This window comes from Haloterrigena sp. KLK7, assembly GCF_037914945.1.
Taxonomy (GTDB): Archaea; Halobacteriota; Halobacteria; order Halobacteriales; family Natrialbaceae; genus Haloterrigena; species Haloterrigena salinisoli.
The window spans coordinates 578,962-604,985 of sequence record NZ_CP149787.1 but is presented as its reverse complement, the minus strand read 5'-3'; the positions used below and the strand labels follow the sequence as shown (position 1 = coordinate 604,985).

General features: G+C 66.2%; 26 protein-coding genes. 15 read left to right on the top strand and 11 right to left on the bottom strand.

Annotated elements, in window-relative coordinates; genetic code table 11:
* Nucleotides 1–149: 149 nt before the first annotated feature.
* Nucleotides 150–740, top strand: coding sequence for a hypothetical protein (locus WD430_RS02895; RefSeq protein WP_339104528.1), 591 nt, complete (start codon nt 150–152; stop codon nt 738–740).
* A gap of 4 nt (nt 741–744) precedes the next feature.
* On the opposite strand, the gene WD430_RS02890 is transcribed toward WD430_RS02895, so the two are convergent.
* Nucleotides 745–1,422 carry a LysE family transporter gene (locus WD430_RS02890; RefSeq protein WP_339104527.1) on the bottom strand — a complete coding sequence of 226 codons (678 nt, stop codon included), beginning with the start codon at nt 1,420–1,422 and terminating at the stop codon, nt 745–747.
* Between the two features lie 126 nt (nt 1,423–1,548).
* On the opposite strand from WD430_RS02890, the gene WD430_RS02885 reads away from it, so the two are divergent.
* Nucleotides 1,549–2,217 (top strand): O-methyltransferase, encoded by a 669-nt coding sequence (locus WD430_RS02885; RefSeq protein WP_339104526.1) that lies wholly within the window; start codon nt 1,549–1,551, stop codon nt 2,215–2,217.
* A 42-nt stretch (nt 2,218–2,259) separates the two neighbouring features.
* Here WD430_RS02885 and WD430_RS02880 read toward each other — a convergent pair whose 3' ends face one another.
* The 3 genes from WD430_RS02880 to WD430_RS02870 all read right to left on the bottom strand — a co-directional run bounded on the left by WD430_RS02880 (nt 2,260) and on the right by WD430_RS02870 (nt 4,147).
* Entirely contained in the window at nt 2,260–2,805 is a 546-nt protein-coding gene (locus tag WD430_RS02880) for an Rrf2 family transcriptional regulator (RefSeq protein WP_339104525.1), read from the bottom strand.
* A 293-nt stretch (nt 2,806–3,098) separates the two neighbouring features.
* On the bottom strand, nt 3,099–3,554 hold the full coding sequence (locus tag WD430_RS02875) for a hypothetical protein (protein WP_339104524.1): 456 nt from the start codon (nt 3,552–3,554) through the stop codon (nt 3,099–3,101).
* Between the two features lie 140 nt (nt 3,555–3,694).
* Complete coding sequence (locus WD430_RS02870) at nt 3,695–4,147, bottom strand: DUF1467 domain-containing protein (RefSeq protein WP_339104523.1); 453 nt, start codon at nt 4,145–4,147, stop codon at nt 3,695–3,697.
* Nucleotides 4,148–4,325: 178 nt separating this feature from the next.
* Between WD430_RS02870 and WD430_RS02865 the strand changes: the two genes are divergently transcribed.
* The gene (locus tag WD430_RS02865) at nt 4,326–4,742 is read left to right on the top strand and encodes a hypothetical protein (protein ID WP_339104522.1); all 417 of its coding nucleotides are present in this window, start codon (nt 4,326–4,328) and stop codon (nt 4,740–4,742) included.
* 39 nt (nt 4,743–4,781) lie between these two features.
* On the opposite strand, the gene WD430_RS02860 is transcribed toward WD430_RS02865, so the two are convergent.
* Together WD430_RS02860 and WD430_RS02855 are read right to left on the bottom strand one after the other, a co-directional pair.
* A complete protein-coding gene (locus WD430_RS02860; RefSeq protein ID WP_339104521.1) occupies nt 4,782–5,600 on the bottom strand; it encodes a mechanosensitive ion channel family protein in 819 nt (272 codons plus the stop codon).
* Between the two features lie 576 nt (nt 5,601–6,176).
* Complete coding sequence (locus WD430_RS02855) at nt 6,177–6,968, bottom strand: creatininase family protein (RefSeq protein ID WP_339104520.1); 792 nt, start codon at nt 6,966–6,968, stop codon at nt 6,177–6,179.
* Between the two features lie 260 nt (nt 6,969–7,228).
* Here WD430_RS02855 and nikR point away from each other — a divergent pair, with 260 nt between their 5' ends.
* The 3 genes from nikR (at nt 7,229) to WD430_RS02840 (ending at nt 8,690) form a co-directional block, all read left to right on the top strand.
* A complete protein-coding gene (gene nikR, locus WD430_RS02850; protein WP_008896300.1) occupies nt 7,229–7,657 on the top strand; it encodes a nickel-responsive transcriptional regulator NikR in 429 nt (142 codons plus the stop codon).
* A 63-nt stretch (nt 7,658–7,720) separates the two neighbouring features.
* Nucleotides 7,721–8,098, top strand: a complete 378-nt coding sequence (locus tag WD430_RS02845; RefSeq protein WP_339104519.1) for a cupin domain-containing protein — start codon at nt 7,721–7,723, stop codon at nt 8,096–8,098.
* Between the two features lie 145 nt (nt 8,099–8,243).
* Nucleotides 8,244–8,690 carry a hypothetical protein gene (locus tag WD430_RS02840; protein ID WP_339105786.1) on the top strand — a complete coding sequence of 149 codons (447 nt, stop codon included), beginning with the start codon at nt 8,244–8,246 and terminating at the stop codon, nt 8,688–8,690.
* A 65-nt stretch (nt 8,691–8,755) separates the two neighbouring features.
* Here the strand turns inward: WD430_RS02840 and WD430_RS02835 are convergent, their stop codons facing one another.
* The gene (locus tag WD430_RS02835) at nt 8,756–9,823 is read right to left on the bottom strand and encodes a DUF4382 domain-containing protein (protein ID WP_339104518.1); all 1,068 of its coding nucleotides are present in this window, start codon (nt 9,821–9,823) and stop codon (nt 8,756–8,758) included.
* A gap of 284 nt (nt 9,824–10,107) precedes the next feature.
* Between WD430_RS02835 and WD430_RS02830 the strand changes: the two genes are divergently transcribed.
* Nucleotides 10,108–11,259, top strand: a complete 1,152-nt coding sequence (locus WD430_RS02830; protein ID WP_339104517.1) for an acyl-CoA dehydrogenase — start codon at nt 10,108–10,110, stop codon at nt 11,257–11,259.
* Nucleotides 11,260–11,468: 209 nt separating this feature from the next.
* Complete coding sequence (locus WD430_RS02825; protein ID WP_339104516.1) at nt 11,469–13,433, top strand: PAS domain S-box protein; 1,965 nt, start codon at nt 11,469–11,471, stop codon at nt 13,431–13,433.
* Here the strand turns inward: WD430_RS02825 and WD430_RS02820 are convergent.
* Both WD430_RS02820 and WD430_RS02815 read right to left on the bottom strand, forming a co-directional pair.
* Complete coding sequence (locus tag WD430_RS02820; protein ID WP_339104515.1) at nt 13,430–14,002, bottom strand: HalX domain-containing protein; 573 nt, start codon at nt 14,000–14,002, stop codon at nt 13,430–13,432. The genes WD430_RS02825 and WD430_RS02820 overlap by 4 nt on opposite strands.
* Before the next feature lie 309 nt (nt 14,003–14,311).
* Nucleotides 14,312–16,285, bottom strand: coding sequence for a 3-hydroxyacyl-CoA dehydrogenase NAD-binding domain-containing protein (locus tag WD430_RS02815; RefSeq protein ID WP_339104514.1), 1,974 nt, complete (start codon nt 16,283–16,285; stop codon nt 14,312–14,314).
* A gap of 116 nt (nt 16,286–16,401) precedes the next feature.
* Here WD430_RS02815 and WD430_RS02810 point away from each other — a divergent pair, with 116 nt between their 5' ends.
* The 3 genes from WD430_RS02810 to WD430_RS02800 all read left to right on the top strand — a co-directional run bounded on the left by WD430_RS02810 (nt 16,402) and on the right by WD430_RS02800 (nt 18,749).
* Nucleotides 16,402–17,553, top strand: coding sequence for an acyl-CoA dehydrogenase family protein (locus WD430_RS02810; protein WP_339104513.1), 1,152 nt, complete (start codon nt 16,402–16,404; stop codon nt 17,551–17,553).
* Nucleotides 17,554–18,162: 609 nt separating this feature from the next.
* Nucleotides 18,163–18,543 (top strand): hypothetical protein, encoded by a 381-nt coding sequence (locus tag WD430_RS02805; RefSeq protein WP_339104512.1) that lies wholly within the window; start codon nt 18,163–18,165, stop codon nt 18,541–18,543.
* Nucleotides 18,544–18,545: 2 nt separating this feature from the next.
* Entirely contained in the window at nt 18,546–18,749 is a 204-nt protein-coding gene (locus tag WD430_RS02800) for a helix-turn-helix transcriptional regulator (RefSeq protein ID WP_339104511.1), read from the top strand.
* A 3-nt stretch (nt 18,750–18,752) separates the two neighbouring features.
* On the opposite strand, the gene WD430_RS02795 is transcribed toward WD430_RS02800, so the two are convergent.
* Nucleotides 18,753–19,310 (bottom strand): hypothetical protein, encoded by a 558-nt coding sequence (locus WD430_RS02795; RefSeq protein ID WP_339104510.1) that lies wholly within the window; start codon nt 19,308–19,310, stop codon nt 18,753–18,755.
* A 62-nt stretch (nt 19,311–19,372) separates the two neighbouring features.
* On the opposite strand from WD430_RS02795, the gene WD430_RS02790 reads away from it, so the two are divergent.
* From WD430_RS02790 to WD430_RS02780, 3 genes are all read left to right on the top strand, one after another.
* A complete protein-coding gene (locus WD430_RS02790) occupies nt 19,373–20,119 on the top strand; it encodes a helix-turn-helix domain-containing protein (protein WP_339104509.1) in 747 nt (248 codons plus the stop codon).
* Between the two features lie 164 nt (nt 20,120–20,283).
* Complete coding sequence (locus tag WD430_RS02785) at nt 20,284–20,715, top strand: rhodanese-like domain-containing protein (protein ID WP_339104508.1); 432 nt, start codon at nt 20,284–20,286, stop codon at nt 20,713–20,715.
* Between the two features lie 187 nt (nt 20,716–20,902).
* Complete coding sequence (locus WD430_RS02780; protein ID WP_339104507.1) at nt 20,903–23,515, top strand: heavy metal translocating P-type ATPase; 2,613 nt, start codon at nt 20,903–20,905, stop codon at nt 23,513–23,515.
* 66 nt (nt 23,516–23,581) lie between these two features.
* Here the strand turns inward: WD430_RS02780 and WD430_RS02775 are convergent, their stop codons facing one another.
* Nucleotides 23,582–23,740: a hypothetical protein gene (locus tag WD430_RS02775; RefSeq protein ID WP_339104506.1), complete on the bottom strand. Its 159-nt coding sequence runs from the start codon at nt 23,738–23,740 to the stop codon at nt 23,582–23,584.
* Between the two features lie 330 nt (nt 23,741–24,070).
* Here WD430_RS02775 and WD430_RS02770 point away from each other — a divergent pair, with 330 nt between their 5' ends.
* Nucleotides 24,071–25,951, top strand: coding sequence for an FAD-dependent oxidoreductase (locus tag WD430_RS02770; protein ID WP_339104505.1), 1,881 nt, complete (start codon nt 24,071–24,073; stop codon nt 25,949–25,951).
* Nucleotides 25,952–26,024: the final 73 nt, after the last annotated feature.

Genomic DNA, 26,024 nt, shown 5'->3' with positions numbered 1-26,024 from the left:
CCGCCTCGACTCGCGAGCGTCGCGGGAGGAGAGACGAGATCGCGGGTCCCACTGCCGGCGTAGAGGCCCCGCGTCCACACCGCCGTCAGGGAACACGCGCACCGATTCGGCCGTTGCGTTCATTGCGGAGTGCTCTCGATACGGTGGTAATGAACCAATTTCGCCGGACCGGTCTCGTCCTCTGCTGCTGTTTCGTTTTATTGACGGTCGGCCCGATCGGCGGGGCCGCACAGCGGTCGCCGGTCGCCGCGAGTCAGTCGCCGATCGCCGGTCAGTCCCCGGCCGCCAGCCAGACCGAGTTCGACGGCGGTGCACAGCCAGCATCGGCCTGTTTCGACGGCGCGGGGACCGAGTTTATCGTCGGACCGCAGAACGAGACCCACATCTGGATCCGCCTCCACGCGGGGCCGCTCACCGATTCCGGCTGGGCGATCGGCGGCGAACTGATCGGCTCGACCGGCGGGAACTCGATCGTCGAAGTCATCGCGGGCGTCCAGTTCGTCGGCGACGGGTTCCTCGAGCTCCTCTCGAGTCCCGCCGAATCGGTCGAACTGATCAGCGGATTCGACTTCCAGTTGCCGATGCTCGAGGGGATGACGGGCGAGTTCACCGACAGCGGATCGATGGGGCACACCGAGCGTTCGACCGACAATAGCTCGACCGGCAACGGTTCGACTGACGGCGGCGAAACCCCTGACGACCGCGTCGACGACAGTCGCTTCGAGATGCTTCGGTGTTGACGGCTCAGACGACTCGGAGCGTCCCGATCGCGAGGAAGGCCAGGCCGAACCCGACGAGGATGACGGCGCTCAGCGCCGCGGCCACGGGGGCGAAGGCGTCGACGCGCCGGCCGACGGCGGCCAGCGTCACCGGATAGACGACGATCCAGAGCGCGATCCCTCCGAAGAAGCCCGCCAACAGCGCCGGAGAGCCGGTCTCGACGACCAGCAGGCCCTCGAGCGCCGTCCCGGCGGCGGGAACGGCCGCGAGGACGTCGAGCGTTCCGGGCCGGAGCAGCCCGACGCCGACGGTGAGCCAGAACCCGATCTGGTAGGGGTTGGTCAGCGAGAGCACGAGCGTCTTGCGAAAGCCCGTCGAGACGTCGCGGCCGCCGTCGGTGAAGGACGTGGCGGCCCGCGCTTCTCGAACCGCACCGACGGCGAAGTACAGCATCAGCAGTCCGCCGCCAAGGTAGAGCGCGGGTCGGACGGCCGGGTAGCGGTCGATCACCGCGACGGCGCCGGCCAGCGTCAGCACGAAGAACAGCGCGTCCGCGGTCATCGCGCCCAGTCCGGCCCGGAAGCCGGCCATCCGGCCGCGGATGACGCTCTCCTCGGCGATGATCGCGTTCATCGGTCCCGGCGGCGCGGCGAGCGCGAGCCCGAAGACGACGCCCGCGAGTGCAGTGGTGATGACGCTCACAGTTCTCACCGAGAGTCGGTGACGTCGCGTGAAAAGCCCGGTGAATTCGGAGCCGGCCGGTCGTCGGCCGTCTGCGGCGCGCACTCGAGACGACGGCTTTGATACCTCGGCCGACGAAGGGACCCTATGGTCGACGTGCTTTCGGACGACATCGATCGCTTCGTTCGTGCGATCGGACCGGACCCGGACGAGACGCTGCGCGAGATGGACGACTACGCGCGACGCGAGGGGTTCCCCAACGTCGGGCCCGACGTCGGCGCCACCCTCCGCCTGCTCGCCCGACTGACCGACGCCCAGCGGATCTTCGAGTTCGGTTCCGGCTACGGCTACTCGGCCTACTGGATGGCCGAGGCGCTCCCCGAGGACGGCGAGATCGTCCTCACCGAGGTTGACGACGACGAACTCGAGCTGGCCCGCGACTACATGCGCGAGGGCGGCTACGACGACCGTGCGCGGTACGAACTGGGCGACGCGCTCGAGACGATCGACGACTACGACGGTCCGTTCGACGTGGTCCTGATCGACTGCCAGAAACACCGCTACCGCGACGCGTTCGAGGCCGTCCGGCCGAAGGTTCCGGTCGGCGGCGTCGTCGTCGCGGACAACGCGATCACCGCCGGTCCCATGGACTTCGAGAAACTGCTCGCCATCGTCGAGGGAGACGCGCCCGACGCCGTCGACGAACACACGCAGGGGATCGCCGACTACCTCGAGCGCGTGACCGACGATCCCGATTTCGAAACCGTTTCCCTGCCGCTTGGCGAGGGGATCGCGGTCAGTTATCGGATCGAGTGAGGGGCGTCACAACGGGCAGATACGAGGTGATGCCCACCGCGGTCACGATCGAGCGGATTCCGTTCGGTCGTCTCCTATCGGCGCTTCCATTCGACTGACGTCGATAATCACGACGTTTTCGGTGTCGTCGATGGCGACGATCTCGCCGGTTACGGCTAACCGCGAGAGGGGAGACGGCCCGACTGCGATCGCCTCGCCCTCCGCGAGATCCCGGGTCGACTGCTGAAAGCGTATCTGCGCGCGACACAGGTCCGGATGGTGGACGTTCGTGAATTTCATCTCGCCGATCGTCGCGGTGACGCGCTTGTAGTCGTGTGCGAGCGTGACCGTTTCGGCGTCGGACTGGCGGTGCCGATCGAGCGCGTCATACGCCGCCTCGGTCGGCTCGTACCCGCCGTTTTTCCCGGGGACGCTCTCGACGAGTCCGACCGCTTTCAGCGGTTGCATCTGATTGCGAAGCGTCCCGGGTTTTCGATTCAGTTCCTCGCCGAGGGCCTTCGCAGAGACGAGCGACTCGGTGGCCTGATACTTATTAACCAACGCAGTGAGCGTCGTTCGTTGGTTACTGTTCAGATCGAATTGGTCCATACGCCCGCTAACATCTGACTGTATTTATTTGTAGGGAAAAACTTCGAATGAGTGGTCAAACAATGTCCAGGCGGTTCGAGAATACGGTAATATGGGCTTCCGAAAGCGGTACTGGGTGGAGATATCGAAACCCGGTCGATGTCCAACTCTTTCGAGAGCGAGAAGCAGTTGCCGGTACTCGTGTCCGGTCTCGTCTCCCAGTACGTCGCCAATCCGCGCGGAGAAATCGGCTGCGTCGAGTGTGACACGCTGCAGTCTCCCTCGAGCGAGGTCGTGAAAGGACCGTTAGACCGTTACTGCGTCGAGTACTCGGAGTCGCCCTCGAGGACCTGTTCCTCGGGCGAATCGGCGCTGGTGGTGGCGCCGTACTCGCGGAAGCCGAGGAACGTCGTCGTGGCGACGGCGGTCAGCAGCGTCGCCCACGTGACCGCGGTCACCGAGCGGTCGATCGTCGCCCCGTCGCCCGGCACGGTCGCGCCGACGGTCTCGAGGCCGACGGTGTGGAGCGCGGCGACCGCGAGGAAGCCGAGCCAGAAGGCGCCCGCGAGACCGGCGAGCGTCCGTCGGGAGACGCGGGTCGCGTACTGGGCGACGCAGAAGACGCCCGCGATGGCGACCGCCGTCGCCCCGATCGTCGGCGCGAGTGCTTCGACGGTACCGGTTGCCATGCCGGCGACGGCAAAGCAGGCGAACGATACGGCCAGCAGCAGCCGATCCGAGCGGAGAGATGTCGGAATCACGTCGTGCACCGCTTTGCTGGGACGAATAGGCGATCGAATATATAGCTGTTGGCTCGGTGCTGCGACTGCAGATCGCGTCGGTGATCGGCCGCCCGCCAGCGAAACGAGACTCAGTCGTCGGCCGTCGCGTTCCGGCGGAGCGAATCGCGTCACTCGTCCCCGCCGTCCGCGAGGATGCGTTCCTCGGGCGAGGGCCGGCCGGGATGGATCCCGTAGCTGGCGAAGCCGTACAGCACTGTCACTGCCACCGCACAACAGACGACCGCACCGGCGATCGATTCCAGAACGAGCGGGACCGGCGGGACGGCGAGCGCGTCGGCGACGGCGACCGCCGAATCGCTCGCGGGGGCCGCGACCAGCGCGTGCGGGAGAAACGCGACGAACGCGACGGCCCACCAGCGCTTCGCCGCCAGTCGGAGTCGATCGACGCCGTAGTCGCGGACGAAGTTCGCGACGCCGGCGACGCCGAGCGCCATCAGGAGCAGGGAGAGCAGCGACCGGGACGGCGAGTCTAACCCGGTATTACTCGCGACGCCGACGGCGACGAGCGCGACGGAACCGACGAGCACCGGGCGGAGGGGTGACGTGAACGGGCGGTTCATGGCTGCGAATCGGTAGCGAGTCGTTGTACAAAACGCTCTCGAACTCGGCGCGCTCGACGACGGGGGACGTGACCACGGCACGGTCGCGGTCGACAACAAAGAACGTATTACCGATGTCGACGAGACGAAGGTGAGAACGAATGCGGACCACAATTCGACCGATCCCGGAGGGCGATTCGTGCAGTTCGTGAAACGATTCTGGAACCGACACGTCCGGGGGCGGCCGGACGAGTATCAGGCGTACGTGTCCCTCCCGACGAGCGACGACGCCCCGTCGTTCGGAGAGGTACACGACTGTATCGAACGCCTGGAGCACGTCTTCGAAGGGCGCCTCGACGTGTACGCGCGGGTGCGACGACTCGCAGTCGTCTCCGACCCCGTCCCGGCCGACCGGTTCGACGCCGATGCGTTCGAGGCCGCCCTCGAGTCGCTCGAGGACTGTTACGAGACGCGCTCGCTCGCGCGCCTCGAGAAGCGGCGGTCGTCCGATGGCCGAGTCGTCAAGACCCACGTGGTCGTCCCGGTCAAACCGCTGTTTCCCCGCGATCGAACGGGCGGCAGCGACGAGTCGCGAGTCGAGCCGATCGCCGAGTGACGGCGTTCGGTGCGGCAGTCGGTGACCGTCGCGCGACGATCAGTCGTCGTCGGTCGGGCCGGGTTCGGAGCCGGGGTCCCGATCGGAGCGACGGGACCGGCTACCGGTAGACCGGTCGCTCCCGGTCGACCGGCCGCCGCCGTCCGACGCTTCGTCGTCGGGCTTGACGCTGGCGGTGCGGCCCATCCAGCTACCGATGTTCTCGGAGACGTAGTCCTTGCCGCCCCAGCCGAACGCGACGCCGGCGCCGATGGCGACGGCCGCGGCGAGGCCCCACGCCAGCGCTCGCGCGAAGACGTAGAGGATGCTGACGTCGATCCCCATCGTGTCGAGGCCGATGACGATCGCGGTGAAGTAGAGGAACATTCGCGCGCCGTTGGCGAACCAGTTCCCGTAGACCGTCTCGGCCGCCGCTCGCGTCCGCTCGATGATGTCACCGACGAAGTCGGCGACGACGAAGCCGATGACGATGACGAGCAGCCCGGCGATGAACGCCGGCAGGTACGAGACGGCCGTCGCGATCCACTCCGACAGCAACTGGATCGCGAGCGCGTTGGCGGCCGCGAGGATGGCCAGCGAGTAGACGAACCACTTCGCGAGCGAACCGAACGCGCTCGAGACGGCCTGTTCCGTTCCGCCGAGGATGCGACCCAGCGGCGTCTCGAGGACCATCCTGTCGAGTTCGATGCCGTCGGCGATTTTCCTGACGGCTCCGGCGGCGATACGGCCGACGATCCAGCCGATGAAGAGGATCACCAGCGCGCCGATCAGCCGCGGGAGGAACGTGACGAGTTCCGCGATCGGATCCTGCAACCAGTTCGGAATTTGCCCTTGTTGGGCGAGTTGGGGTTGAATCATACACCGAAGCGTCGGTCCCACGGCGTTTCGTAATTGTGTCCCTATCGAACTGTCGTGAAACCAACGCTTCTGACTGTGGGAGTGCACGTCGATTGAAGTGTCCGTTGTCCCGAATTGCGCGTCGAACGGACGGTAGCGGATCGATATCGGTTCCGAGTCGCGACGATGCACATATCGGCGATGATATCGCGGTGGTCGTCTCGCCGGCGTGCGATAATGAGAGTTTGGCGGAACTGTCGTCGACCGGCCGACGAATTACTCGACGGTGCCATCGAACTCGGGGGAGAATTTCGGAGGGTAACTACCGAATTTCACGCATGACGATGACCGGTAGCGTCCGGACTTCGAGGCGTGTCTCGAGCGCGTTTCCGATCCCGACCCGCTGAGGATCGCTCGTCGGTCGGGCTCAGCGCTCGCGGTGAGCCGCCCAGCGGCCGGCTCGAGGGGCAACCGCTCCGATACCCGTAATAGCGGATTAGCGACGACGGCGAATCGGCCCGGTCGCGAGGAGCCAGCGAAGCCGAGAGCCGGAGTCGTCCGCCGGTCCGAAGCCGTCGGCGCGGCGTGCACGTCGCGCTATCCGCGATGATCCGACCCCGGCTCCAGATGCGGCTCCGGCATGAGGTCCTCGATCGGTCGGTCGTCGAGCCACTCGAGCAGTGCCACCAGTTGCTCGGTCGCGGCCTCGAACAGTTCCGCCCCGATCTCGGGGGTCGCGTCGGTCTGGTCGCCGAAGACGCCGTTAGGGCTGTTCTCGATGCAGTCGTAGAACGTGGTCGCGCCGTGGACCCGTTCGGCGTCGTAGTCGAAGACCGCGCCGCCGTCGCGGGCCTCCTCGAGGCGGTCCTCGCGGACCAGTTCGTTCGCGATGTGCATGATCATCGCGGTCTCCTTGGGGCCGCCGTGGGGACCCGGCGTCTCGAATACCTCCTCGATCAGTTCGGGGATGGACTCGTCCCACATCCACTCGATGGCGTAAGCGGTGCCGTCGTCGTGGAGCCGCCGGCCGACCTCCCGGAGGTGCGCGACGTTGCCGCCGTGGGCGTTGACGTAGACGATGCGGTCGATACCGTGGTAGGTGAGGTTCCGCGAGAGGCTCTCGACGTAGTCCCGAAAGACCGGCGCCTCGACCCACATCGTGCCGTGGAACTGCCGGTGATGGGAGCTGACGCCGATCGGGATCGGCGGCGTACAGAGGTAGCCGGTCCGGTCGGTCGCTTCGCGGGCCAGCGCCTCGGCGATCATGTGGTCCGTTCCCTCGGGGAGGTGCGGGCCGTGCTGCTCGGTCGAGCCCAGCGGGACGACCGCGAGCGATTCGTCCGCGACGTAGTCGCCGAGATCCGGCCAACTCCGGTGGGCGAGGTACATAGTCGACGCTCTCGGCGAAGCCGGAAAACAGTGGCTGCTGCGGAATCCGTCGCCGCTGTCGCTCCGACTCGAGTCACCGCCCTCGGTTCGGGACGCCCGACCGACTCGAACGGACCCTGCCTCGAGTCGACCAATCGGCTCGAGCCACTGCCCTCGCCTCGAGTCAATCGACCGGTTCGATCCGTCCGATTGCTATTCGAGCCCGTGTAAACCGGCGGGTTATGATAACTCTTAATAGAAGATGCCCCGCGAATTATTATATGGCAGTCGTCAGCGTCTCGATGCCGGACGAACTCCTCGAGCGGCTCGACCAGTTCGCGGACGAACACGGCTACACCGGCCGGAGCGAGGTCGTCCGGGAGGCCTCGCGGAACCTGCTCGGCGAGTTCGAGGACACCCGACTCGAGGACCGTGACCTGATGGGGATCGTCACCGTCCTCTTCGACTACGAAACGACCAGCGTCGAGGAGCAGATGATGCATCTACGCCACGAACACGAGGACCTCGTCGCCTCGAACTTCCACAGCCACGTCGGCGACCACTACTGCATGGAACTGTTCGTCCTCGAGGGCGAACTCGAGGACATCTCGACGTTCGTCGGGAAGATCCGCGCGACCAAGGACGCGCTGACGGTCGACTACTCGGTGATTCCGGTCGACGATTTCGATCCGTTCGCGCAGGGCAACTGACCGGGCCCGGTCCGCTTCCGGTCGAACGCCTAGTTTTACTGTACGGCAGTCGAACACAGGGGCATGACCTACCGGAAAGTGAACTACGAGGAGGTCGAGCAGGTCTCGAGCGCGATGCACTTCCTGTCGGATCCGCTCGAGACGGAGCAGGTAGGGGTGACGGTCGCCCGCTGCGATCCCGGTTGGAACAGCAAGCCCCACGATCACACGGAAAACGGCCACGAGGAGGTCTACGTGCTGATCGAGGGAGAGGCGACGGTCGTGGTCGACGACGAACCGGTTCCGATGGAGACCGGCGACGCGCTGTGGATCCCGCCGTCGTCGACCCGACAGATCCGCAACGGTGACGAGGAAAGCGCGTTCGTGCTCGTCAGCGCCCCGAGTATCGGCGAGGAGAACGGCGACGACGGGGAGTGGTCGCTCTCGGGCTTCGCCGGCTGAGATCGAGGGACGGATCGTCCGATCCGTTCGCCCGTCACCGCGTCGCTGTCGCGGCCACCGATCGGACGACAGCGGGACGGTTTTGTGTCTCGCCGTGGTCGCGACGACTAGGTGACCGCCGATCTACTCGAAACACCACGCCGCCATCTCGCTCGTCGTCGCCGGCGTTCTCGCCGCCGCACTGTCGCCGATCACCGTTCTGGGAACCGATCTGCCTACCATCGCGGTCGTCGCCTACGGCACCGCCGTCGGCGTGTTCATCGACGTCGATCACCTGCTCATCGCGCGAGCCAAGACCGGGAACTGGGACGCCGTCAGGTTCTGTCTCTCGAACCCGGTCGCGGCCGTCGCCGACCAGAGTCGGATCTTCGACCACGGCGACGTCGGCGTCCTCTCGCGACTGCTGAGTCATCTCCTCATCATCGGCGTCGTCGTCCCGGGACTGGCCCTCGCGAGTCTCGACCTCGCGATCGTGACCGGCGTCGTCCTCTACGTCCACATCGTCTGTGACGTGGTGTGGGACCGCTGGCGACTCGAGGACCACGCGGCCGAGTCCGCCTCGATCAACGAGCTCGTCCGAGAGCTTCGGTAGTCCCGAGCCGTCTCTCCTCGCTTCGTCTCAGGTCGACGGCATGACTGCGAGAGGAGTGGGAGAACCTACTGATTCGCGTCGCTCTCGTCGCTCTCGTTGCCCTCGCTAGCGCCGCTCTCGGTCTCGTCACCCTCCTCGGTGCCGGTCCCGTTCGCCTCGGAACCGTCGTCGTCCGCCCCCTCGTCACGGGCATCGTCGCCGGCGTCGTCCTCGCCGACCTCCTCGATGTCGACGTCCGTCCCCGCGACGCCGCTCTCCGAGATGACGGGTGTCAGGTTGTAGCCGCCGTTCCCTTTCTCGACCACGTTGATGTCGAACACGAACTCGAGGGGCTCGTCCGCCCGGACCTCGAAGGAGTGGGGGATCTGAAGCTTCTCGCTGGGTACCTTCACGTCCACGACCTCGCCGTCAACGATGCCCTCGACGTCCGCGACGTGGAGTTCGATCTTCTCGTAGGTCCCTTCCGAGAGACCGCCCTCGAAGACCGAGATCGCTTTGTCGCCGACGACCTTCGTCAGGTCGACCGTCGCGCCCTCGAGGTCGAGCCAGTAAAACCCGCGGCGTCGCTCGACTTTGTCGCCGCTCGAGCCGGATTCGCCGTCGTTCGCGTCCGATTCGTCGCCGTCGGTCTCGTCGTCGGCCGATGCGCCGTCGTCTTCGCCGTCGGCCGTTTCCTCCTCGTCCGCTTCACCGTCGTCGGCATCGGTTCCGGACTCCTGCTCCTCGTCGCCGGTCGCTTCCTCGCCGTCGGTTTGGGCGTCTTCGGTCGACTCGTTCCCGTCACTGCCCGCCCCGTCGTCGCCATCGCCTGATTCCTCGCCCCCGCTGTCAAAGATGCGGGCGTCGTCGAACGAGACGTCGAGGCGATCGAAATCGCCGATGTCGGCGGGCCTGTCGCTGACGAGCAGCCGGAAGTTCGCCCCGTCGGCGGTCGCCGTCGATTCATCGGTCTCGCTGTCGGACTCCCCGTCGTCCGGGGCGTCGCTCGAGTCGTCGGGCGTCGTGTCACCGCCAGCACAGCCGGCCAGCATCGTCGCGCCGACGGTTCCGCCGGCGGCGATGAACGTCCGTCGGTCGATATCGGGGTCGAACGTCTCGTCGTCTCGATCGTCGCTCGTTCGTTCCGTTGTCATACGCCGCCCGTCGAACTGGGGTCGCTAAAAGGATGACAGTCGTTCCGGGCGGACAGAACGGTTCAAAACCGTTTCCAGCGGCGACTATCAGTCTCGGAAGCACTCGAGGGAACCGTCGAGCGGCCCGCGGGCGTCGTTCCGGCGGTCGACGGCGCGTATCCGCCGCGAACGGTAGCGATCGGCCGCACCGACGAGTCGGAACGGATCGCCCGCTCGCCGCCGGCCGTTTCGGGCTTGCAACGGATCACCCGACCTATATTTATCTCGCTCGAGTGTGACGGGACATGGAACTACTCGACGACAGCATCGTCCCGGAGCACGCCCGCGACGTCAAGGCCGAAGCCCGGGAGTTCGCGCGCGAACACATCGAACCGAACGCACAGGAGTACTACCAGGCGGGCGAGTATCCGGAGGACATTCTCGAGGCGGGCCAGGAGGCGAACCTCGTCGCTCAGGACATCCCCGAGGAGTGGGGCGGCCGCGGGTTCGACCTCCCGCAACTGCTGGCGCTGACCGAGGAGTTCTACCGCGCGGACGCGGGGATCGCGCTGACGCTCCAGTTGGCGAGTTTCGGCTGCAAGATGACGGTCAACTACGGCAGCGACGAGCAGTGCGAGGAGTACATCCGACCGGTCGCCGAGGGCGAGCAGCGCTCGGGGCTGGCCGTCTCCGAACCCGACACCGGAAGCGACCTCGCGGGGATGGAGACCACCGCGGAGAAAGAGGGCGACGAGTACGTCATAAACGGCGAGAAGTACTGGATCGGCAACGGCGTCGAGGCCGACTGGATCACCCTCTACGCGCGAACGGGCGACGACGAGTCGAACCCCTACGAGAACTACTCGCTCTTTATCGTCCCGACCGACACCGACGGCTACGAGGCCGAGCACATCCCCGAGAAGATGGCCATGCGCGCCTCGAAACAGGCCCACATCGAACTCGAGGACTGCCGCATTCCCGAGGAGAACCTGATCGGCGAGGAGGGCGAGGGGTTCTGGATGCTCGCGGACTTCTTCAACCACGGCCGGATCGCCGTCTCGGGGCACGGACTGGGCCTCGCCGCGGCGGCCATCGAGTCGACCTGGGAGTTCGTCCACGACCGCGAGCAGTTCGGGCAGACGATCAGCGACTTCCAGGCGGTCCAGCACGGTCTCGCGGACATGCTACTCGAGTTCGAGAGCGCCCGATCGCTCGCCTGGCGGGCCTGCGAGAAGGTACAGAACGGGGAGAACGAGGGCTACTGGGCGGCGGTGTCGAAGACCAAGACGACCGAGACCGCGACCGAGGTCGCCGAACAGGGGATGCAGTTCCACGGCGGTCGGTCGGTTCTGGACGAACGGCGGATCGCCCGCGTCTACCGCGACGTCCGCATTCCGGTCATCTACGAGGGGGCGAACGAGATCCAGCGCAACCTGATCTACGGGCAGGCGCCGTGAGGTCGGCCGGACGATGAGTACCGCCCCCGCTGACGGTGAGTGGCGCCCACGTCGACCGACAGCGCCCGATCAGTTCGCCGACGCTGCGGACGAGCGCGCGAGCGACCGATAGTACTCGAACCCGAGTATCACGCCGAAAGAACAATCCGTTTTGCCGATCTACGCAGGGTATCGACGACCGACACCGAACCCGAGAGTGACTGTTTGATATGAGTCGGCCACGCGTCCTCTGTGTCAGCGGCGACCGAGCCACGCGTGCGTCCGTCACGCTCGCGTTGACCGATGCGCCGGTCAACGTCGTCATCGCCCAGCGCGCGGCCGAGGCCGTCGATCGACTCGAGCGGGGATCGATCGACGCCGTCGTCGTCGACGCGAGTACGATCCCGAACGTGCCGCGCGTCGTCGACGCCGTCGAATCGGAGGCGCCGTCGACGCCGACGTTCGTCCACTGGGGCGACGGCGAGAGCGACGCGTCCGTCGCCGTCCTCGGCGAGGTGGTCGCTCGCACCGACGAATCCGACCAGCCGGATCGACTCGCCGAGACGATCACCGAACGCGTCGGCGCCGACTCGCGAACCGCGCCCGACGACCTCGAGCGGGACGATCTCGACTCGGAGACGGGAGACGACATCGCGTCGCTTCCCGACGACATCGCGGCGATCGTCTCCGCGGTCAGGCGGCGACTGGTCGACGTGACCTCTCCCGTCGCCGTCGAGCGAGTCCTTCGCGAGGAGTTCACGGCGACCGACCGCTACGCGTTCGCCTGGGTCGGCGAGTACGATCAGGGCGAGGGGGAGATCGTCCCCTGGCTGACCGACCCCGACAGCATGGCGTGGCCGATGCAACGCACCTTCGGGCTCGGCGACGGCGACCAACCGCTCCTCGAGCGAGCGATTCGAACGGACGAGTTCCAGAGCCACCAGCGGATCGCCGACCGGCGTTCTGCAGTTCCCTTCGGCGAGCACGCCGTCGACCGCGGCGTTCGGGCCGTCGCCGTCGCGCCGTTGGCCTCCGGCGACGAGCGGTACGGCGTGTTCGTCGTCTACGCGCTCGAGACGCTCTCGGAGGCCGAACGAACGGGGGTTCAGATGGTCGCCGAGACGGCCTCTCACGTCCTCGAGACGATCGCGATCCGGGGCCGACTCGAGCAACAGGAGCGGGCGCTCCAGCGATACGAACGACTCGTCGAGACGGCCGGCGACGGAATGTACGTCTTCGACGAGCAGGGCCACTTCATGACCGTCAACGACGCGCTGACGGAGATGACCGGCTACAGCCGCGAGGGACTGCTCGGCGAGCACGCCTCGATCGTCTTCGACGAGGGCGACGTCGAGGCCGGCGAGGGGACCATCCGTTCGCTGCTCTCCACTGGCGCCGGGACGGACACGGTCGAACTCACCCTCGAGACGAAAGCCGGCGAGCGAATCCCCTGCGAGGCGCAGATCGCCGTCCTCGTCCGCGACGGGGAGTTCGTGGGATCGGTCGGCGTCGTCCGCGACATCACCGAACGAAAGCGCAGCGAACGAAAGCTCCGCGAGCAGAACGAGCGGCTGGACGCCTTCGCACGGATCGTCAGTCACGATCTGCGCAATCCGTTGGGCGTCGCACAGGGCTATCTCGACTTGCTCGAGGAGACCGAGTCGCTCGAGTACGCCGACAACGTGCACGACGGACTCGATCGAATGGAGGCGATCATCGAAGACGTCCTGGCGATCGCACGCGACGGAGAGTGGGCGACCGACCCCGAACCCGTCGATCTCGAGTCGGTCGCCACCGACGCCTGGGAGTACGTCTCGACGGCCGATGCGACGCTTTCGATCGGGGAGACGACGACTGTCGAGGCGGATCGATCGCGGCTGCTGCGGCTGCTCGAGAACCTGTTCCGGAACTCGATCGCACACGGCGGCGAAGCCGTCACTATTCGAATCGGAATCCTCGAGGCTGACGACGGGAGCGACCGGCGGGGCTTTTTCGTCGAAGACGACGGAACGGGGCTCCCCGACGAAATCCGCGACGAGTTGTTCGATCCGTCGGTCTCGACCTCGTCCGAGGGGCTCGGGATCGGTCTCTGGGTCGTCAGAGAAGTCGCTACCGGACACGGCTGGTCGGTTACCGCGACCGAAAGCGTCGACGATGGGGCTCGGTTCGAGTTCGCGTTCGACGAGTGCGACTAGTTCTCGGACTGGAGGTCCTGAAACGCACCGACGAAGTCGTCGTGCGAGGACATTCCGGAGACGGTCTCGTCGACGCGGGCCTCGAGTTCCTCGACGCGATCGCGGAGGTCCTGATACTCTTCGTTGTTCGCGAGTTCACGGTCGGCCTTCTCGGACTCCAGTAGCGCCTTCTTCGAGACGAGAGCGTAGTACTCCTGGATGTCCGATTCGTACTCCGATCGATCGGCCACGTCGTCGACGATCTCGACGAGCTCGTCCTTCGAGACCGGTTTGACGAGGTAATCGTCGAATCCCATCTCGATGATATCGAAGTCGGGATCGACCGCCGTCACCATCACCACCCGTGACTCGTAGCCGGCGTCCCTGATTCGCTCGAGGACCTCGTCGCCCGAGAGACCCGGCATTCGGCGGTCCAACAGGACGACTTCGACGGAGTCGGACATCTTCTCGAGGGCCTCTTCGCCGTCGTAGGCCGTGCCGACGGCCCACTCGCCCTGGAGCCACGCGGCGAAGAGATCCGCGAGGCGCGCCTCGTCGTCGACGACGAGAATCTCGAGGTCGTCACTCATTGGGAGCCCCCTCCGTTCTCTGCATCGTTACAGCCACGGGTCACCAATGGTACCTCTGTGTGATAAATCTCGCGACCAGCTATTAGAATTCATACCGTTTCACACATCAAACACTGCCACTATGGTTGGTATACAGACTAGTCGGTGTCGAAAATCATTCCGTCAAATGTATCAATAATGTATTATTTGTGTTCGAACGAGGACGGAAACCGCGATCAGTGCGAGGACGGTCTCGGGGTCGCGCGGTGATCCGTCGACGGCGACACCGGTACGCGATCGCAGGGGCCGGTGGCGCTCGGCGCGGGCGGCTTACTGCCCTTCGAACTCCGGCTCCTCGTCCTCCATGAAGGCCGTGATCCCCTCCATGAGGTCGTCGGTCGCCATCAGGTGGCCGAAGGCGGAGGCCTCGTACTCGAGTCCGGAGTCGGTGTCGTCGCGGCCGGCGAGCATCGCGCGCTTGGTGAACTTCTGTGCGATCGGCGGCCCGCCGGCGAGATCGGTCGCCAACTCGAGCGCGCGCTCGGCGAGGTCGTCGTTGTCGGCGACCTCGTTGACGAAGCCGTAGTCTTCCATCGTCTCGGCGTCGAATCGCTCGGCGGTGAGGATGATCTCCTTCGCGCGGCCCTCGCCGACGACGTGTTTGAGCCGCTGGGTGCCGCCCCAGCCGGGAATGAGGCCGAGGTTCAGTTCGGGCTGGCCGAACTCGGAGCGCTCGCTGGCGACCCGGAGGTCGGCGCAGGTGGCCAGTTCCATCCCGCCGCCGAGACAGAAGCCGTCGATGCCGGCGACGACGGGCAGATCGCAGGCCTCGAGCTTCCCGAACGTCTGCTGGCCGAGTCGCGAGAGCTCCTGGCCCTCGATCGGGTCGGCGCCGCTGCCGGCCATGCTCTGGACGTCCGCGCCCGCGGAGAAGGCCTTCTCGCCCTCGCCGGTGAGCAGAATCGAGCGGACCTCGTCGTCGTCCTCGAGCAGGTCGATCGCCTCGGAGAGCTCTTCGAGCAGCTCGTCGCTGATCGTGTTCATCCGGTGGGGTCGGTCGAGGACGACGTGGCCGACCATGTCGCCGGGGTACTCGAGTCGGATCGTCTCGAACTCGGTCGATCCCTCGTCGCCGTCCTGCTCGTAGAAGCCGCCCGCTTCGGCGCGTTCCTCGAGGTAGTCGGCCGGCGCGTAGCGCTCGTGGCCGGTCTCCTCGTAGGCCTCCTCGAGCGCCGCGAGGGCGTTCTCGATCCCGAACTCGTCGACCATTTTGACGGGACCGTCCGGGAAGCCGGCGCCGAGCTTGGTCGCCTCGTCGATCGATTCGGGCGGCGCGACGTCGTTGCCGATCAGTTTAGCGGACTCGTTTGCCAGCGTCGCGATCAGCCGCTTCTCGACGAGTTCGGACTGCTCGTCGGTCGGAATCTGGGCGCCCTCGCCGTTTTCGTAGTCGTAGAACCCCTTGCCGGTCTTCTTGCCGAGCTCCTCGTTCTCGACTTTCTCCTCGAACAGCGGACTCGGCTCGTAGGCCTCGCCCAGCACCTCGTGCATGTAGTCGAGCACGTGGTAGCCCACGTCGATGCCGGTCAGATCGGCGAGTTCGAAGCTGCCCATCGGCAGCCCCATCCCGTACTTGGTCGTCGAGTCGACCTCGGCGATGGTCGCCTCGTCGTCGTGGACGAGCCAGCAGGCCTCGTTCATCAGGGGAACGAGCACGCGGTTGACGATGAACCCGGGCGAGTCCTTGTGGACGCGAACCGGTGACTTGCCGATGTCCGCGGCCAGCTCCTCGACGACCTCGAGGGTCTCCTCGGCCGTGTCGGCGCCCGAGATGACCTCGACGAGGTCCATGCGCACGGGCGGGTTGAAGAAGTGCATCCCGCAGAACTGCTCGGGGCGCTCGGTGAACTCCGCGAGGTCCGTGATCGAGAGGCTCGAGGTGTTGGTCGCGAAGATCGCGCGGTCGGGAGCGACCTCCTCGAGTTCGGTGTAGACGTCCTTCTTGATCTCCATCTGCTCGGGGACGGCCTCGATGACGACGTCGGCGTCGCCGCAGGCCTCCGCCATGTCGACCAGCGGGGTGACCCGCTCGAGGGCGGCGTCGGCCTCCTCCTCGGTGAGCTGGTCGTTCTCGGCGAGCTTGTTCAGCGACCACTCGATCTGCTCGTAGCCGTTCTGGACGAACTCGTCTTTGATGTCTCGCATCTTCACGTCGTAGCCCGCCATCGCGACGACCTCCGCGATGCCGTGGCCCATATTCCCCGCGCCGAGAACTGCGACAGTGTTGATATCTTCCAGCTCCATGGTCACAGTTCCAATGTGCACGTGTTTGAACGTTTCCCTCATTCGCATGAGAAACTATAGTTCAGTTCATTACAGGTTACAAACCTCTTTATCGGTGGACGTTGGAACACAGTCACATGGAATTCGGGCTCTCAGAAGAACAGGAACAGATTCGCGACGAAGTCGCGCGGTTCGCGGAGAACGAAATCGTTCCCCACGCCGAGGAGTACGACACCGAGGAGAAGTTCCCCCACGACATCGTCGACGAGGCCGCCGAGATGGGGCTGGTCGGCGCCTCGATCCCGATCGAGTACGGCGGCGCCGGCTACTCGACGCTCGAGTCGGCGATCATCGCCGAGGAGCTGTTCTCCTACGACCCCGGCATCGCGCTCTCGATCCTCGCGTGTTCGTTCGGGACCGAGGCCATCCGGGAGTTCGGCGACGAAGACCAGAAGGAGCGCTTCCTCGAGCCCGTCGCGCGGGGCGAGAAGATCTCCGGAGCCGCCATCTCGGAACCGGACACCGGTTCGGACGTCTCCTCGGTCTCGACGCGCGCCGAGAAGGACGGCGACGAGTGGGTGATCAACGGCAACAAGATGTGGATCACCAACGGCACCGTCGGCGACTTCTTCGTCATGCTCTGTAAGACCGACCCCGACGCCGAGGGCCGGTACGACGGCTTCAGTCAGATCGTCGTCGAGGCCGACCGCGACGGCTTCGAATCCGAGAAGATCACCGGCAAACTCGGTATCCGCGCCTCCGACACCGCCGAACTCATCCTCGACGACGTCCGCGTCCCCGAGGAGAACCTCATCGGCGATCAGGGCGCCGCCTTCCTCCAGCAGATGCAGTTCTTCGACGCCACCCGGACCGGCGTCGCCGCGCAGGGGGTCGGCATCGCGAAGGGCGCGCTCCGGGCCGCCCTCGAGTACGCCCAGGACCGCGAGCAGTTCGGCCAGCCCATCAGCGAGTTCCAGGCCATCCAGCACAAGCTCGCCGACATGGCGACCAAGACCGAGGCCGCGCGGAACCTGACCTACAAGGCCGCCTGGAACGTCGATCAGGACAACGACATCACCATGGGCGCCTCGATGGCCAAGGAGTACGCCTCCCGCATCGCCGTCGACGTCGCCAACGAGGCCGTCCAGATCCACGGCGGTTCGGGCTACGTCAACGACTTCCCCGTCGAGCGCTTCTACCGCGACTCCAAGATCACCCAGATCTACGAGGGCACGAGCGAGATTCAGAAGAACGTGATCGCGCGGGAGCTGCTCAGCGACGGGCTCTAAGAACGAAGTTTTGCTCTGTCGTTCGAGAGAGCTTCGCTCTCTCGTGATGACGAAAGGCGCGGAGCGCCTTTCGAACCACGGGCCAGCGAAGCTGGCCCTCGGCAAAAATTCGATTAAAAGCAACGGAAGACGTTCCTGCTCACTTCGTTCGCAGGCTGCGACTTCCGAGCCTTCGTTCGCTGCGTCTTCACGCGGCGATGCCGCGTGAACGGCTCGCGGGACCTACGGTTCCGCGCTGCTCACGAAGACACTCCTCCTTCCGTTCTCTCACTCCTTTCAGTCGTTCGATCACATCGGTCGTCGGCCCGCTCGCTCACTGACTCGCGGCTTGCGCCGCTCGTCTTTCCGCGGCGCGAAGCGCCGCGCATCCGTTCGCTCGCGGTGATTGTCAGTGAAGCACCTGCCCTTCCCCGGGTCGCGTGCTCGGCGAGTTTCGCCGAGCACGCTCCCGGCCATCAGTCGCCGTCTTCGACGTTACCAGTAGTTGGCAGTCTACCTTTGGTATCCAAAATTATCGCTCGAGTGCGACCGACTCGAGCTACGAGTGACAAAATTGGCTGACAGATTAGAAAGCTATATGTACACTTTGGAAAGTACACTTTACACACGATGTCAGAACGACGATCGTTTGCCAGCATCGCGTTGATGACCGTCGGATTCCTCAGTATGGGGCCGCTGTCGGATATCGTCGACTCGGGAACGCTCGGACTCGGGCTGGCCGTCGGCGGTGGAGCGGTCTTTCTCGTCGGCGGCCTGTGGTGGCTGCAGCTCCTCGACGATCGAGACGTGACCGACGAACGATTCCTCCAGATCGGGTTTCGCGCCTCGACGCTCTCGTTCTGGGCGCTCCTCGTCGGGCTGATGACGGTCGGGAGCGTCGAGAGCAGCGCCGACGTCACCTATCCCGTCTTCAGTCACTACACGTGGCTGCTGCTGGCCGGGCTGGTCGTTTTCGGAACTGCTTGGTCGTGGTACAGCCGACGAATGTAACGATGGAGAACGATCTGAAGGTCTGGCGGGCGAAGCGAGACGTGACGCAGGGTGAACTGGCCGACGAGGTCGACGTCTCGAGACAGACCATCAACGCGATCGAGCGCGGCCGGTACGATCCGAGTCTCGAGCTCGCGTTCGAGCTGGCGGCGTTCTTCGACTGTCGGATCGAGGATATCTTCGACTACGATCCCGACGCCGACTGAGGCTCAGGTGTCGGAATCGGTGTCGCCGTCGTCGCTGTCCGAGTCGGTGTCACCGTCGTCGCTGTCCGAGTCGGTGTCACCGTCGTCGCTGTCCGAATCGGTGTCAGTTCCATCGCTGTCCGAGTCGGTATCGGTCCCGACGCCGTCGAAATCCGCGTCGCCGCCGTCGCTATCGCTGTCGGTGTCGCCGGTTCCCGACTGCGTGCGCGGGGTCGTCCTCGAGTTCACGGCACCGCTCGAGCGACCCGCGGTCGACCGCCGTTTCGTCGTGTCGACGGTTCGCGCGGTCTGCTCCGCGGGTCGACCCTGCCGTGGCTCGGCGTCGTCGGAACCGGGGACTCGTTCGTCGGCGAGGGTATACAGAACGACCGGCGGAAGCACGTACGATCCGATGGCCAGCACCGCGAACCACGGATCGAGAAAGATCAGCAGGCCGAATATCGTCAGCCCCGCGGTCGCGGCCGTGTGGATCGTCGTGTCCGTGTAGCGCCGATAGAACGCCCAGAACTCGCGGACCTGTCGGCTGGCGGTCGGCGTCGAGAGTACCACTGGCGGTGCCATCACGCGGACGTACGGTCGCCAGCGAGAAACCCCTTTGTCGTGTGGACCCCTACGGAGCAGTAATGAGAGAGTTCGTCTTCGCCCTCGAGTACGAACCGGGAACGAATCCGGTCGCGGACGTCCTCGCCGACTACCCGGACGCCTCCATCCGCTCGCTGTCGTGTCACGTCACCGCGGACAGCCTCTGGCGGGTCGACCACGCGGAGGGGTCGCCCGAGGCCCTCGAGGCCCTCGAGGACGCCTACAAGAACGCGGACTTCTTCGCCGACTGCCTGGTCAAGGACGACTGCGGGGCCGACTGCGAGGTGCAGGTGCTGGATCGGTCGAACGACACGCTCGTGGTCTACACCTACTGGGACCGCACGGACGTCTGTACCTCGGTCCCCCACGTCGCCCTCGAGTACCTGGGCGAGGGGCTGCTGTTCGAGACCTACCGCGAGGGCCGGCGCTACCGCTGGCGGATCGTGCTGGGCAGCGACGCGCCGATCCACGAGTTCTTCGACGCGCTGGGCGACGAGGTCGGCGAGTGTACCGGCATTGAGATGCTGCGACTGACGGAGCTCGACCCCGATCGGGCGCCGCTCGAGCCCGAGCAGGACCTCCCGGACGAACAGCGCGAGGCGCTGCGGGCGGCCGTCGAGCACGGCTACTACGAGACGCCGCGCCGGATCGAACTCGGTGAACTGGCCGAACGGCTGGAGATTCCGCGTTCGACGCTCTCCTACCGGCTCCGGCGGGCCGAGTCCAGCCTCGCGACGACGTTCGTCGAGGACGACGACTCGCTCGAGGCGTTGACCGCCGGCCTGTGAATCACTGAAGCAGCCGATACGTAGGTATCGAATGTTTCGTGATAACAATCGACACTGCTATCTCTCTGGGGAGCCTATAAGAATACGATTCTCATCGATTCGAGTGTTTGAACCCGGTAATTCTGGATCCATCGCCGACTCTTGGGGATCAAGAGGGGACGACAATGACAACAGAAACTCGATCGAACGAGAGCCAGATAACACGCGGATTCAGAGAACTCGTCGCGGAAGCTAACACCGCCATCAGGACGTATTCGCCCGAAGAAGCGATCGACCGCCTCGACGAGGACGGAGTCCTCTTCGTCGACGTTCGCGACGCTCCCGAGTTAACCGAGGGACGAGTTCCCGGTGCGATCCACGCGTCTCGGGGGATGCTGGAGTTTCACATCGATCCCGACAGCCCGTACTATATGGACGAATTCAGCGACGCGGCGGAACTCGTGTTCTACTGTGCGGCCGGTGCGCGATCGGCCCTCGCTGCCCAGCGCGCCGCGGAAATGGGGCGAGACCGCGTCGCTCACGTCGCGGGCGGATTCCCGGCTTGGACGGAAGCCGGCGGTCCGATCCGCGGAGACGATACCAGCGGTTCACAGTAACCCCGCGACATATTCTCTTTTACGAGCGGACCCGTACTGAGCGACTCGATAGAGAGCGCCGAGCTCTCAGTGGCTGAGACGACCGATCGAAGACGATCCGTACGGGGAGATCGATTAGCTCGAGCCGACCTCCGATTTGGCGCACGCCAAATAACCCGTATAGTAGCGGGGCGACTACTGACCGGTAATGAGCGACACCACCCCATCGGCTCCCGACGCGCCGCCGGACGCGAGTCGGAGCCTCGAGCTCCGCGTCCCCGAGATGGACTGTCCCTCCTGTGCCGGGAAGGTGACGAACAGCGTCGAGCGACTCGAGGGGATCGACGGGATCGACGCGCGGGTGACCAGCGGTCGCCTCGTCGTCGAGTACGATCCGACGCGGACCGACGAGGACGAGATCCGCGAGCGGGTCCGCGCGGCCGGCTACGAGATCGTCGGCGCCGAGTCGGAGCTGACGTTCTCGGTGCCGGACATGGACTGTGCCTCCTGTGCGAACAAGGTCGAGAACGCCCTCGAGGGGACCGCGGGCGTCGGCGAGATCGAGACCCGGCCGGCCTCGGGTCGCGTGACGGTTGCGGTCGACGACGCGGCCGATTCGGAGACGGTCGTCGACGCCATCGGGTCGGCCGGCTACGACGCGACGCCGATCGGTGACGAGAGCGACGGCGAGCCGATGGGCGACGACGAGCCGATCTGGAAGAGCCGCCGGGCCGTCACGACGGGAATCGGCGCCGTCCTCGTAGGTCTCGGCATGCTCCTCGAGTTCGTCCTCCCGAGCGCGAACCCGGCGCTGTTCTCGCTCGTCGGCGGCGGTCTCGTCGATCGGACCTACCACCTCTCGACGGTGCTCTTCCTCGTCACCGCGGCAGTCGCCGGCGCGCCGATCCTCCGGAACGGCTACTACTCCGCGCGCAACCGGAGCCTGGACATCGACTTCCTGATGGGGATCGGGATCCTCGCCAGCGTCGCGGCCCACCACCCCTTCGAGGGGGCGATGCTCGCCGTCCTCTTCAGCGTCGCCGAACTGCTCGAGCGGTTCTCGATGGACCGGGCCCGCGACTCGCTGCGGGAACTGATGGACCTCTCGCCCGACACGGCGACGGTCAAGCGCGAGGACGGGAGCGAGGAGACGGTGCCGGCCGACGAGGTCGCCGTCGGCGACGTAGTCGTCGTCCGGCCGGGCGAGAAGATCCCGGCCGACGGCGTCGTCCTCGAGGGCGAGAGCGCGGTCGACCAGTCGCCGATCACCGGCGAGAGCGTCCCCGCCGACAAGGCCGCGGGCGACGAGGTCTACGCGGGGACCATCCCCGAGTCGGGCTATCTCGAGGTCGAGGTGACCAGCGAGGCCGACGACTCGACGATCGCCCGGATCGTCCGCATGGTCGAGGACGCGGAACGGGAGAAGACCCAGCGCGAGCGGTTCGTCGACCGCTTCGCGAGCGTTTACACGCCGATCGTCGTCGCCCTCGCGGTCGCGATCGCCGTCGCGCCGCCGCTGGTCGCGGGCGCCTCGTGGAACACCTGGTTCCTCCGCGGGCTGACGCTGCTGGTGATCGCCTGCCCCTGCGCGTTCGTCATCTCGACGCCGGTCAGCGTCGTCTCCGGGATCACGAGCGCCGCCCGCAACGGCGTCCTCATCAAGGGCGGGCGCTACCTCGAGGCCGTCGGCGAGAGCGACGTCCTCGCGGTCGACAAGACGGGGACCCTGACGGAGGGCGACCTCTCGGTGACCGACGTGATCCCCCTCGAGGGGGCAGACGAGGACGACGTCCTCCGGCGGGCCGGCGCCATCGAGCGTCGCAGCGAGCACCCGATCGGGCAGGCGATCGTCGACTACGCCGAGGAGCGGGGCGTCGCGGCCGACGCTGACGACGATCCCGACGTCTCCGCGTTCGAGGCGCTGACCGGGAAGGGCGTCCGCGCCGAGATCGACGGCGCGACCCACTACGTCGGCAAGCCGGACCTGTTCGACGGGCTGGCCGACTTAGCGCACGTCCACGCGACGACCGACGGCGGCGTCGCGCTCGAGGAAATGGGGTACGAGTCCAGTCCGCAGTGCGACCGCCCGGGCTGTGTCGACGTCCTCGCGGAGGTCATCCCCGACCTCGAGGCCGACGGAAAGACCGTCGTCGTCGTCGGCACCGAGGACCGGCCGCTTGGCGTCATCGCCGTCGCGGACCGCGTCCGGCCCGAGGCGAAGTGGGCCGTCTCGCAGCTGCAGGAGCAGGGGGTCCGCGTCGTGATGCTCACCGGCGACAACGAGGGGACCGCTCGCGCCATCGCCGAGGAGGTGGGGATCGACGAGTACCACGCCGAACTGCTGCCCGACGAGAAGCTCGAGTGGATTCGCCGACTCGAAGGCGAAAACGGAAGCGGTGGCGAGGGTGACGGCGACGGGGCGCCCGGCGAGGAGGCCACCGTCGCCATGGTCGGCGACGGCATCAACGACGCGCCCGCGCTCGCGACCGCCGGCGTCGGCATCGCCATGGGCGCCGCGGGGACCGACACCGCCCTCGAGACGGCCGACGTCGCGCTGATGAGCGACGACCTCACCCGACTGCCGTACCTCTACGAGCTCTCCCACACCGCCACCGGCGTCATCCGCCAGAACATCTGGGCGAGCCTCGCGGTGAAGGCCGCCCTCGCCGCCGGGACGCCGTTCGGCCTCGTCACGGTGATTCACGCGGTCGTCATCGGCGACATGGGGATGAGCCTCGGCGTCACCGGCAACGCGATGCGGCTGGCGAACGTCGAACCCGAGACGCCCGAGGGGCTCGAGGAGCGCGACGGCGATCGGTAACCGTTCCGGTGAGCTCTCCGCCGAAAAATCGCGTCACGCCGCGCGCGCCGCCGAAAGTCCGGCCGATCACATCGCTTCGCCGAGCTCTTCCGCCTCCCACTCGGCGACGAGTTGCTTGGCTAACTCGCGCGGTTTGTGGTCGTACACGAGATGATGCACGAGGTCTTCGTCGAGGATCATCTCTTCGTTGCACACGTGACAGAAGACGGGGGACGTCATCGACATACCCACAGTAGCCCGCCCGAAACGAAAACTGCCTCGCCGAATCACGTCGGTGTCCGGAGTGGAAGAGTTCGACACGTCCCCGCTGCTAGCCGTCGGAGCGCCGCCGGATCAACTCCACCGATGGTCGCCAGCGGACGGAGCCAGCGTAACAGCGATAGCCGACGGCGAGGTGGACGATCGGCTGCATCCGCTTCGATCGTTTCGAGGGCCTCGAGTCGGGTAACGGATAGGCTGACGATTGACGCAGGAACGCACGCTACAGCCGTTTTACCTGCCGAATTGTATCGTTTGGGGCGTTCCCTAAGTACGCGCGGCCCATACATTACTTGTATGACAAATCCACCCGCTGACGACCGTCGACCGGCGGAGAACGCGCGTCGGGAATCGGCCGCGGCAGCCGACATCGCCGGCGTAGAGAACCGAATCGGACGAGGGAATCGATCGGCGTCATCGGACGGCCTCGGATACGACGTCGTCAGGACGCCGGTACTCGTCGTCGGCGCGGGGGCGGCGGGCGCCCGCGTCGCGATCAGCCTCGCCGAATCCGGCCTCGAGCCGCTGGTGATCGGGAAGCGAGACCACGGCGACGCGCACACGACCTGGGCGGCCGGCGGGATCAACGCCGCGCTCGGTTCGCTGGACGACGAAGACGACTGGACGATCCACGCCGCGGACACGCTGAACGAAGGACACCATCTGAACGATCCCGAGGCCGTCGAACTGACCGCGCGCGAGATGCCGGATCGAATCCGCGAACTCGAGGAGTGGGGGATGCCGTTCGACCGGACTGACGACGGGGCGATCAACCAGCGGTACTTCGGTGCCCAGTCGTACCGCCGGACCTGCTTCGTCGGCGACCGGACCGGCGAGGCGATGCTCGAAACGCTGATCGGACGGGCTCGCGACCTCGAGATCCCCCATCGCGAGAACGTGATGATCACGCGGCTGCTCTCGGACGGGCGGCGCGTCTTCGGCGCCGCCGGCTTCGACATGGAGACCGGCCGGGGTCTGCTGTTCCGGTCGAACCACGTCGTCCTCGCCGCGGGCGGCTTCTCGGCGCTCTACGACCGCCACTCCTCGCGGGACGACGAGAACAACGGGGACGCCCAGGCGCTGGCTCTCGAGGCGGGCGCTCGACTGATGGACCTCGAGTTCGTCCAGTTCCACCCGACGGGGATGGTCGGCGAACGCTACGGGGAGGAGTGGGACGGCCGACTCGTCACCGAAGCCGTGCGCGGCGAGGGCGGACGGCTCTACAACGCCGAGAACGAACGGTTCATGGAACGGTACTCGCCGGATCAGATGGAACTCGACGCGCGCGACGTCGTCGCGCGGGCGATCGGTCGAGAGATCGACGCGGGCCGAGGAACCGAGAACGGCGGCGTCTATCTCGACATCTCGCATCGGGACGCCGACTACGTCCGGGAACGGCTGCCGCGGATGGTCGAGCGCTTCGCGTCGCTCGGCGTCGACATCACCGAGGAACCGATCGAGGTCGCGCCGACTGCCCACTACACGATGGGCGGCATCGACATCGACTTCCGCACCGGCGAAACCGACGTCGACGGCTTGTACGCCGTCGGCGAGGCCGTCGCCGGCGTCCACGGTGCGAACCGGCTCGGCGGCAACTCGCTCGCCGAAACCGTCGCGATCGGCAAGCTCGTCGGTGAGCACATCGCGACCGCGGTCGACGGATCGGACGCCGATCTGTCGGTGACCGACGAACAGCGAGCCCTCGCCGAACGGGAGTTTCGGTCGCTCGCGTCGCTCGCGGACGCCGACGGAGGGGTCACGCCGACGACCTTGCTGGAGGACCTCGGCGAGTTGCTGTGGGCTCGCGCGGGCATTCTCCGCGACGAGTCCGGGCTTCGGGCCGGACTCGAGGAACTCGAGGCGCTCCGCGATCGAACGGGGGACTTGCGCGTCGAGGGCGGACTCACCTCGCGATCGTTCGAGTTCGCCGTCGATCTCTCGGTTAGCCTCACCGTCGCCGAAGCGATGCTCCGAACGGCCCTGGCTCGAACCGAATCCAGGGGCGCCCATCACCGGACGGACTACCCGGAGACCGACCCGGACTGGCGCATCAATCTGCTCGTCTCGGCCGACGAGGGCGGTCTCGCGATCGACCGCCGCGGCGTCGCCGAACCGAGCGATCCGGTCCGCGAGGCACTCGAGGAAGGCTACGAACTCGACTACCACCACCTCGAGTAACGGACCGCGACCGAATCGCGAACTCGATCGACCGAGAGGCCTTTCATCCCTCGAGCCCTCCCGTTCGTCTACG

What these genes read in the sequence shown, in the direction of transcription:
- WD430_RS02790 (WP_339104509.1), top strand. Translation starts at nt 19,373, where the DNA reads ATGAGAGAGTTCGTCTTCGCCCTCGAGTACGAACCGGGAACGAATCCG.
- WD430_RS02870 (WP_339104523.1), bottom strand. Translation starts at nt 4,147, where the DNA reads ATGAACCGCCCGTTCACGTCACCCCTCCGCCCGGTGCTCGTCGGTTCC.
- WD430_RS02810 (WP_339104513.1), top strand. Translation starts at nt 16,402, where the DNA reads ATGGAATTCGGGCTCTCAGAAGAACAGGAACAGATTCGCGACGAAGTC.
- WD430_RS02855 (WP_339104520.1), bottom strand. Translation starts at nt 6,968, where the DNA reads ATGTACCTCGCCCACCGGAGTTGGCCGGATCTCGGCGACTACGTCGCG.
- WD430_RS02830 (WP_339104517.1), top strand. Translation starts at nt 10,108, where the DNA reads ATGGAACTACTCGACGACAGCATCGTCCCGGAGCACGCCCGCGACGTC.
- WD430_RS02815 (WP_339104514.1), bottom strand. Translation starts at nt 16,285, where the DNA reads ATGGAGCTGGAAGATATCAACACTGTCGCAGTTCTCGGCGCGGGGAAT.
- nikR (WP_008896300.1), top strand. Translation starts at nt 7,229, where the DNA reads ATGGCAGTCGTCAGCGTCTCGATGCCGGACGAACTCCTCGAGCGGCTC.
- WD430_RS02835 (WP_339104518.1), bottom strand. Translation starts at nt 9,823, where the DNA reads ATGACAACGGAACGAACGAGCGACGATCGAGACGACGAGACGTTCGAC.
- WD430_RS02780 (WP_339104507.1), top strand. Translation starts at nt 20,903, where the DNA reads ATGAGCGACACCACCCCATCGGCTCCCGACGCGCCGCCGGACGCGAGT.
- WD430_RS02770 (WP_339104505.1), top strand. Translation starts at nt 24,071, where the DNA reads ATGACAAATCCACCCGCTGACGACCGTCGACCGGCGGAGAACGCGCGT.
- WD430_RS02825 (WP_339104516.1), top strand. Translation starts at nt 11,469, where the DNA reads ATGAGTCGGCCACGCGTCCTCTGTGTCAGCGGCGACCGAGCCACGCGT.
- WD430_RS02805 (WP_339104512.1), top strand. Translation starts at nt 18,163, where the DNA reads ATGTCAGAACGACGATCGTTTGCCAGCATCGCGTTGATGACCGTCGGA.
- WD430_RS02885 (WP_339104526.1), top strand. Translation starts at nt 1,549, where the DNA reads ATGGTCGACGTGCTTTCGGACGACATCGATCGCTTCGTTCGTGCGATC.
- WD430_RS02795 (WP_339104510.1), bottom strand. Translation starts at nt 19,310, where the DNA reads ATGGCACCGCCAGTGGTACTCTCGACGCCGACCGCCAGCCGACAGGTC.
- WD430_RS02845 (WP_339104519.1), top strand. Translation starts at nt 7,721, where the DNA reads ATGACCTACCGGAAAGTGAACTACGAGGAGGTCGAGCAGGTCTCGAGC.
- WD430_RS02785 (WP_339104508.1), top strand. Translation starts at nt 20,284, where the DNA reads ATGACAACAGAAACTCGATCGAACGAGAGCCAGATAACACGCGGATTC.
- WD430_RS02775 (WP_339104506.1), bottom strand. Translation starts at nt 23,740, where the DNA reads ATGTCGATGACGTCCCCCGTCTTCTGTCACGTGTGCAACGAAGAGATG.
- WD430_RS02800 (WP_339104511.1), top strand. Translation starts at nt 18,546, where the DNA reads ATGGAGAACGATCTGAAGGTCTGGCGGGCGAAGCGAGACGTGACGCAG.
- WD430_RS02860 (WP_339104521.1), bottom strand. Translation starts at nt 5,600, where the DNA reads ATGATTCAACCCCAACTCGCCCAACAAGGGCAAATTCCGAACTGGTTG.
- WD430_RS02880 (WP_339104525.1), bottom strand. Translation starts at nt 2,805, where the DNA reads ATGGACCAATTCGATCTGAACAGTAACCAACGAACGACGCTCACTGCG.
- WD430_RS02820 (WP_339104515.1), bottom strand. Translation starts at nt 14,002, where the DNA reads ATGAGTGACGACCTCGAGATTCTCGTCGTCGACGACGAGGCGCGCCTC.
- WD430_RS02895 (WP_339104528.1), top strand. Translation starts at nt 150, where the DNA reads ATGAACCAATTTCGCCGGACCGGTCTCGTCCTCTGCTGCTGTTTCGTT.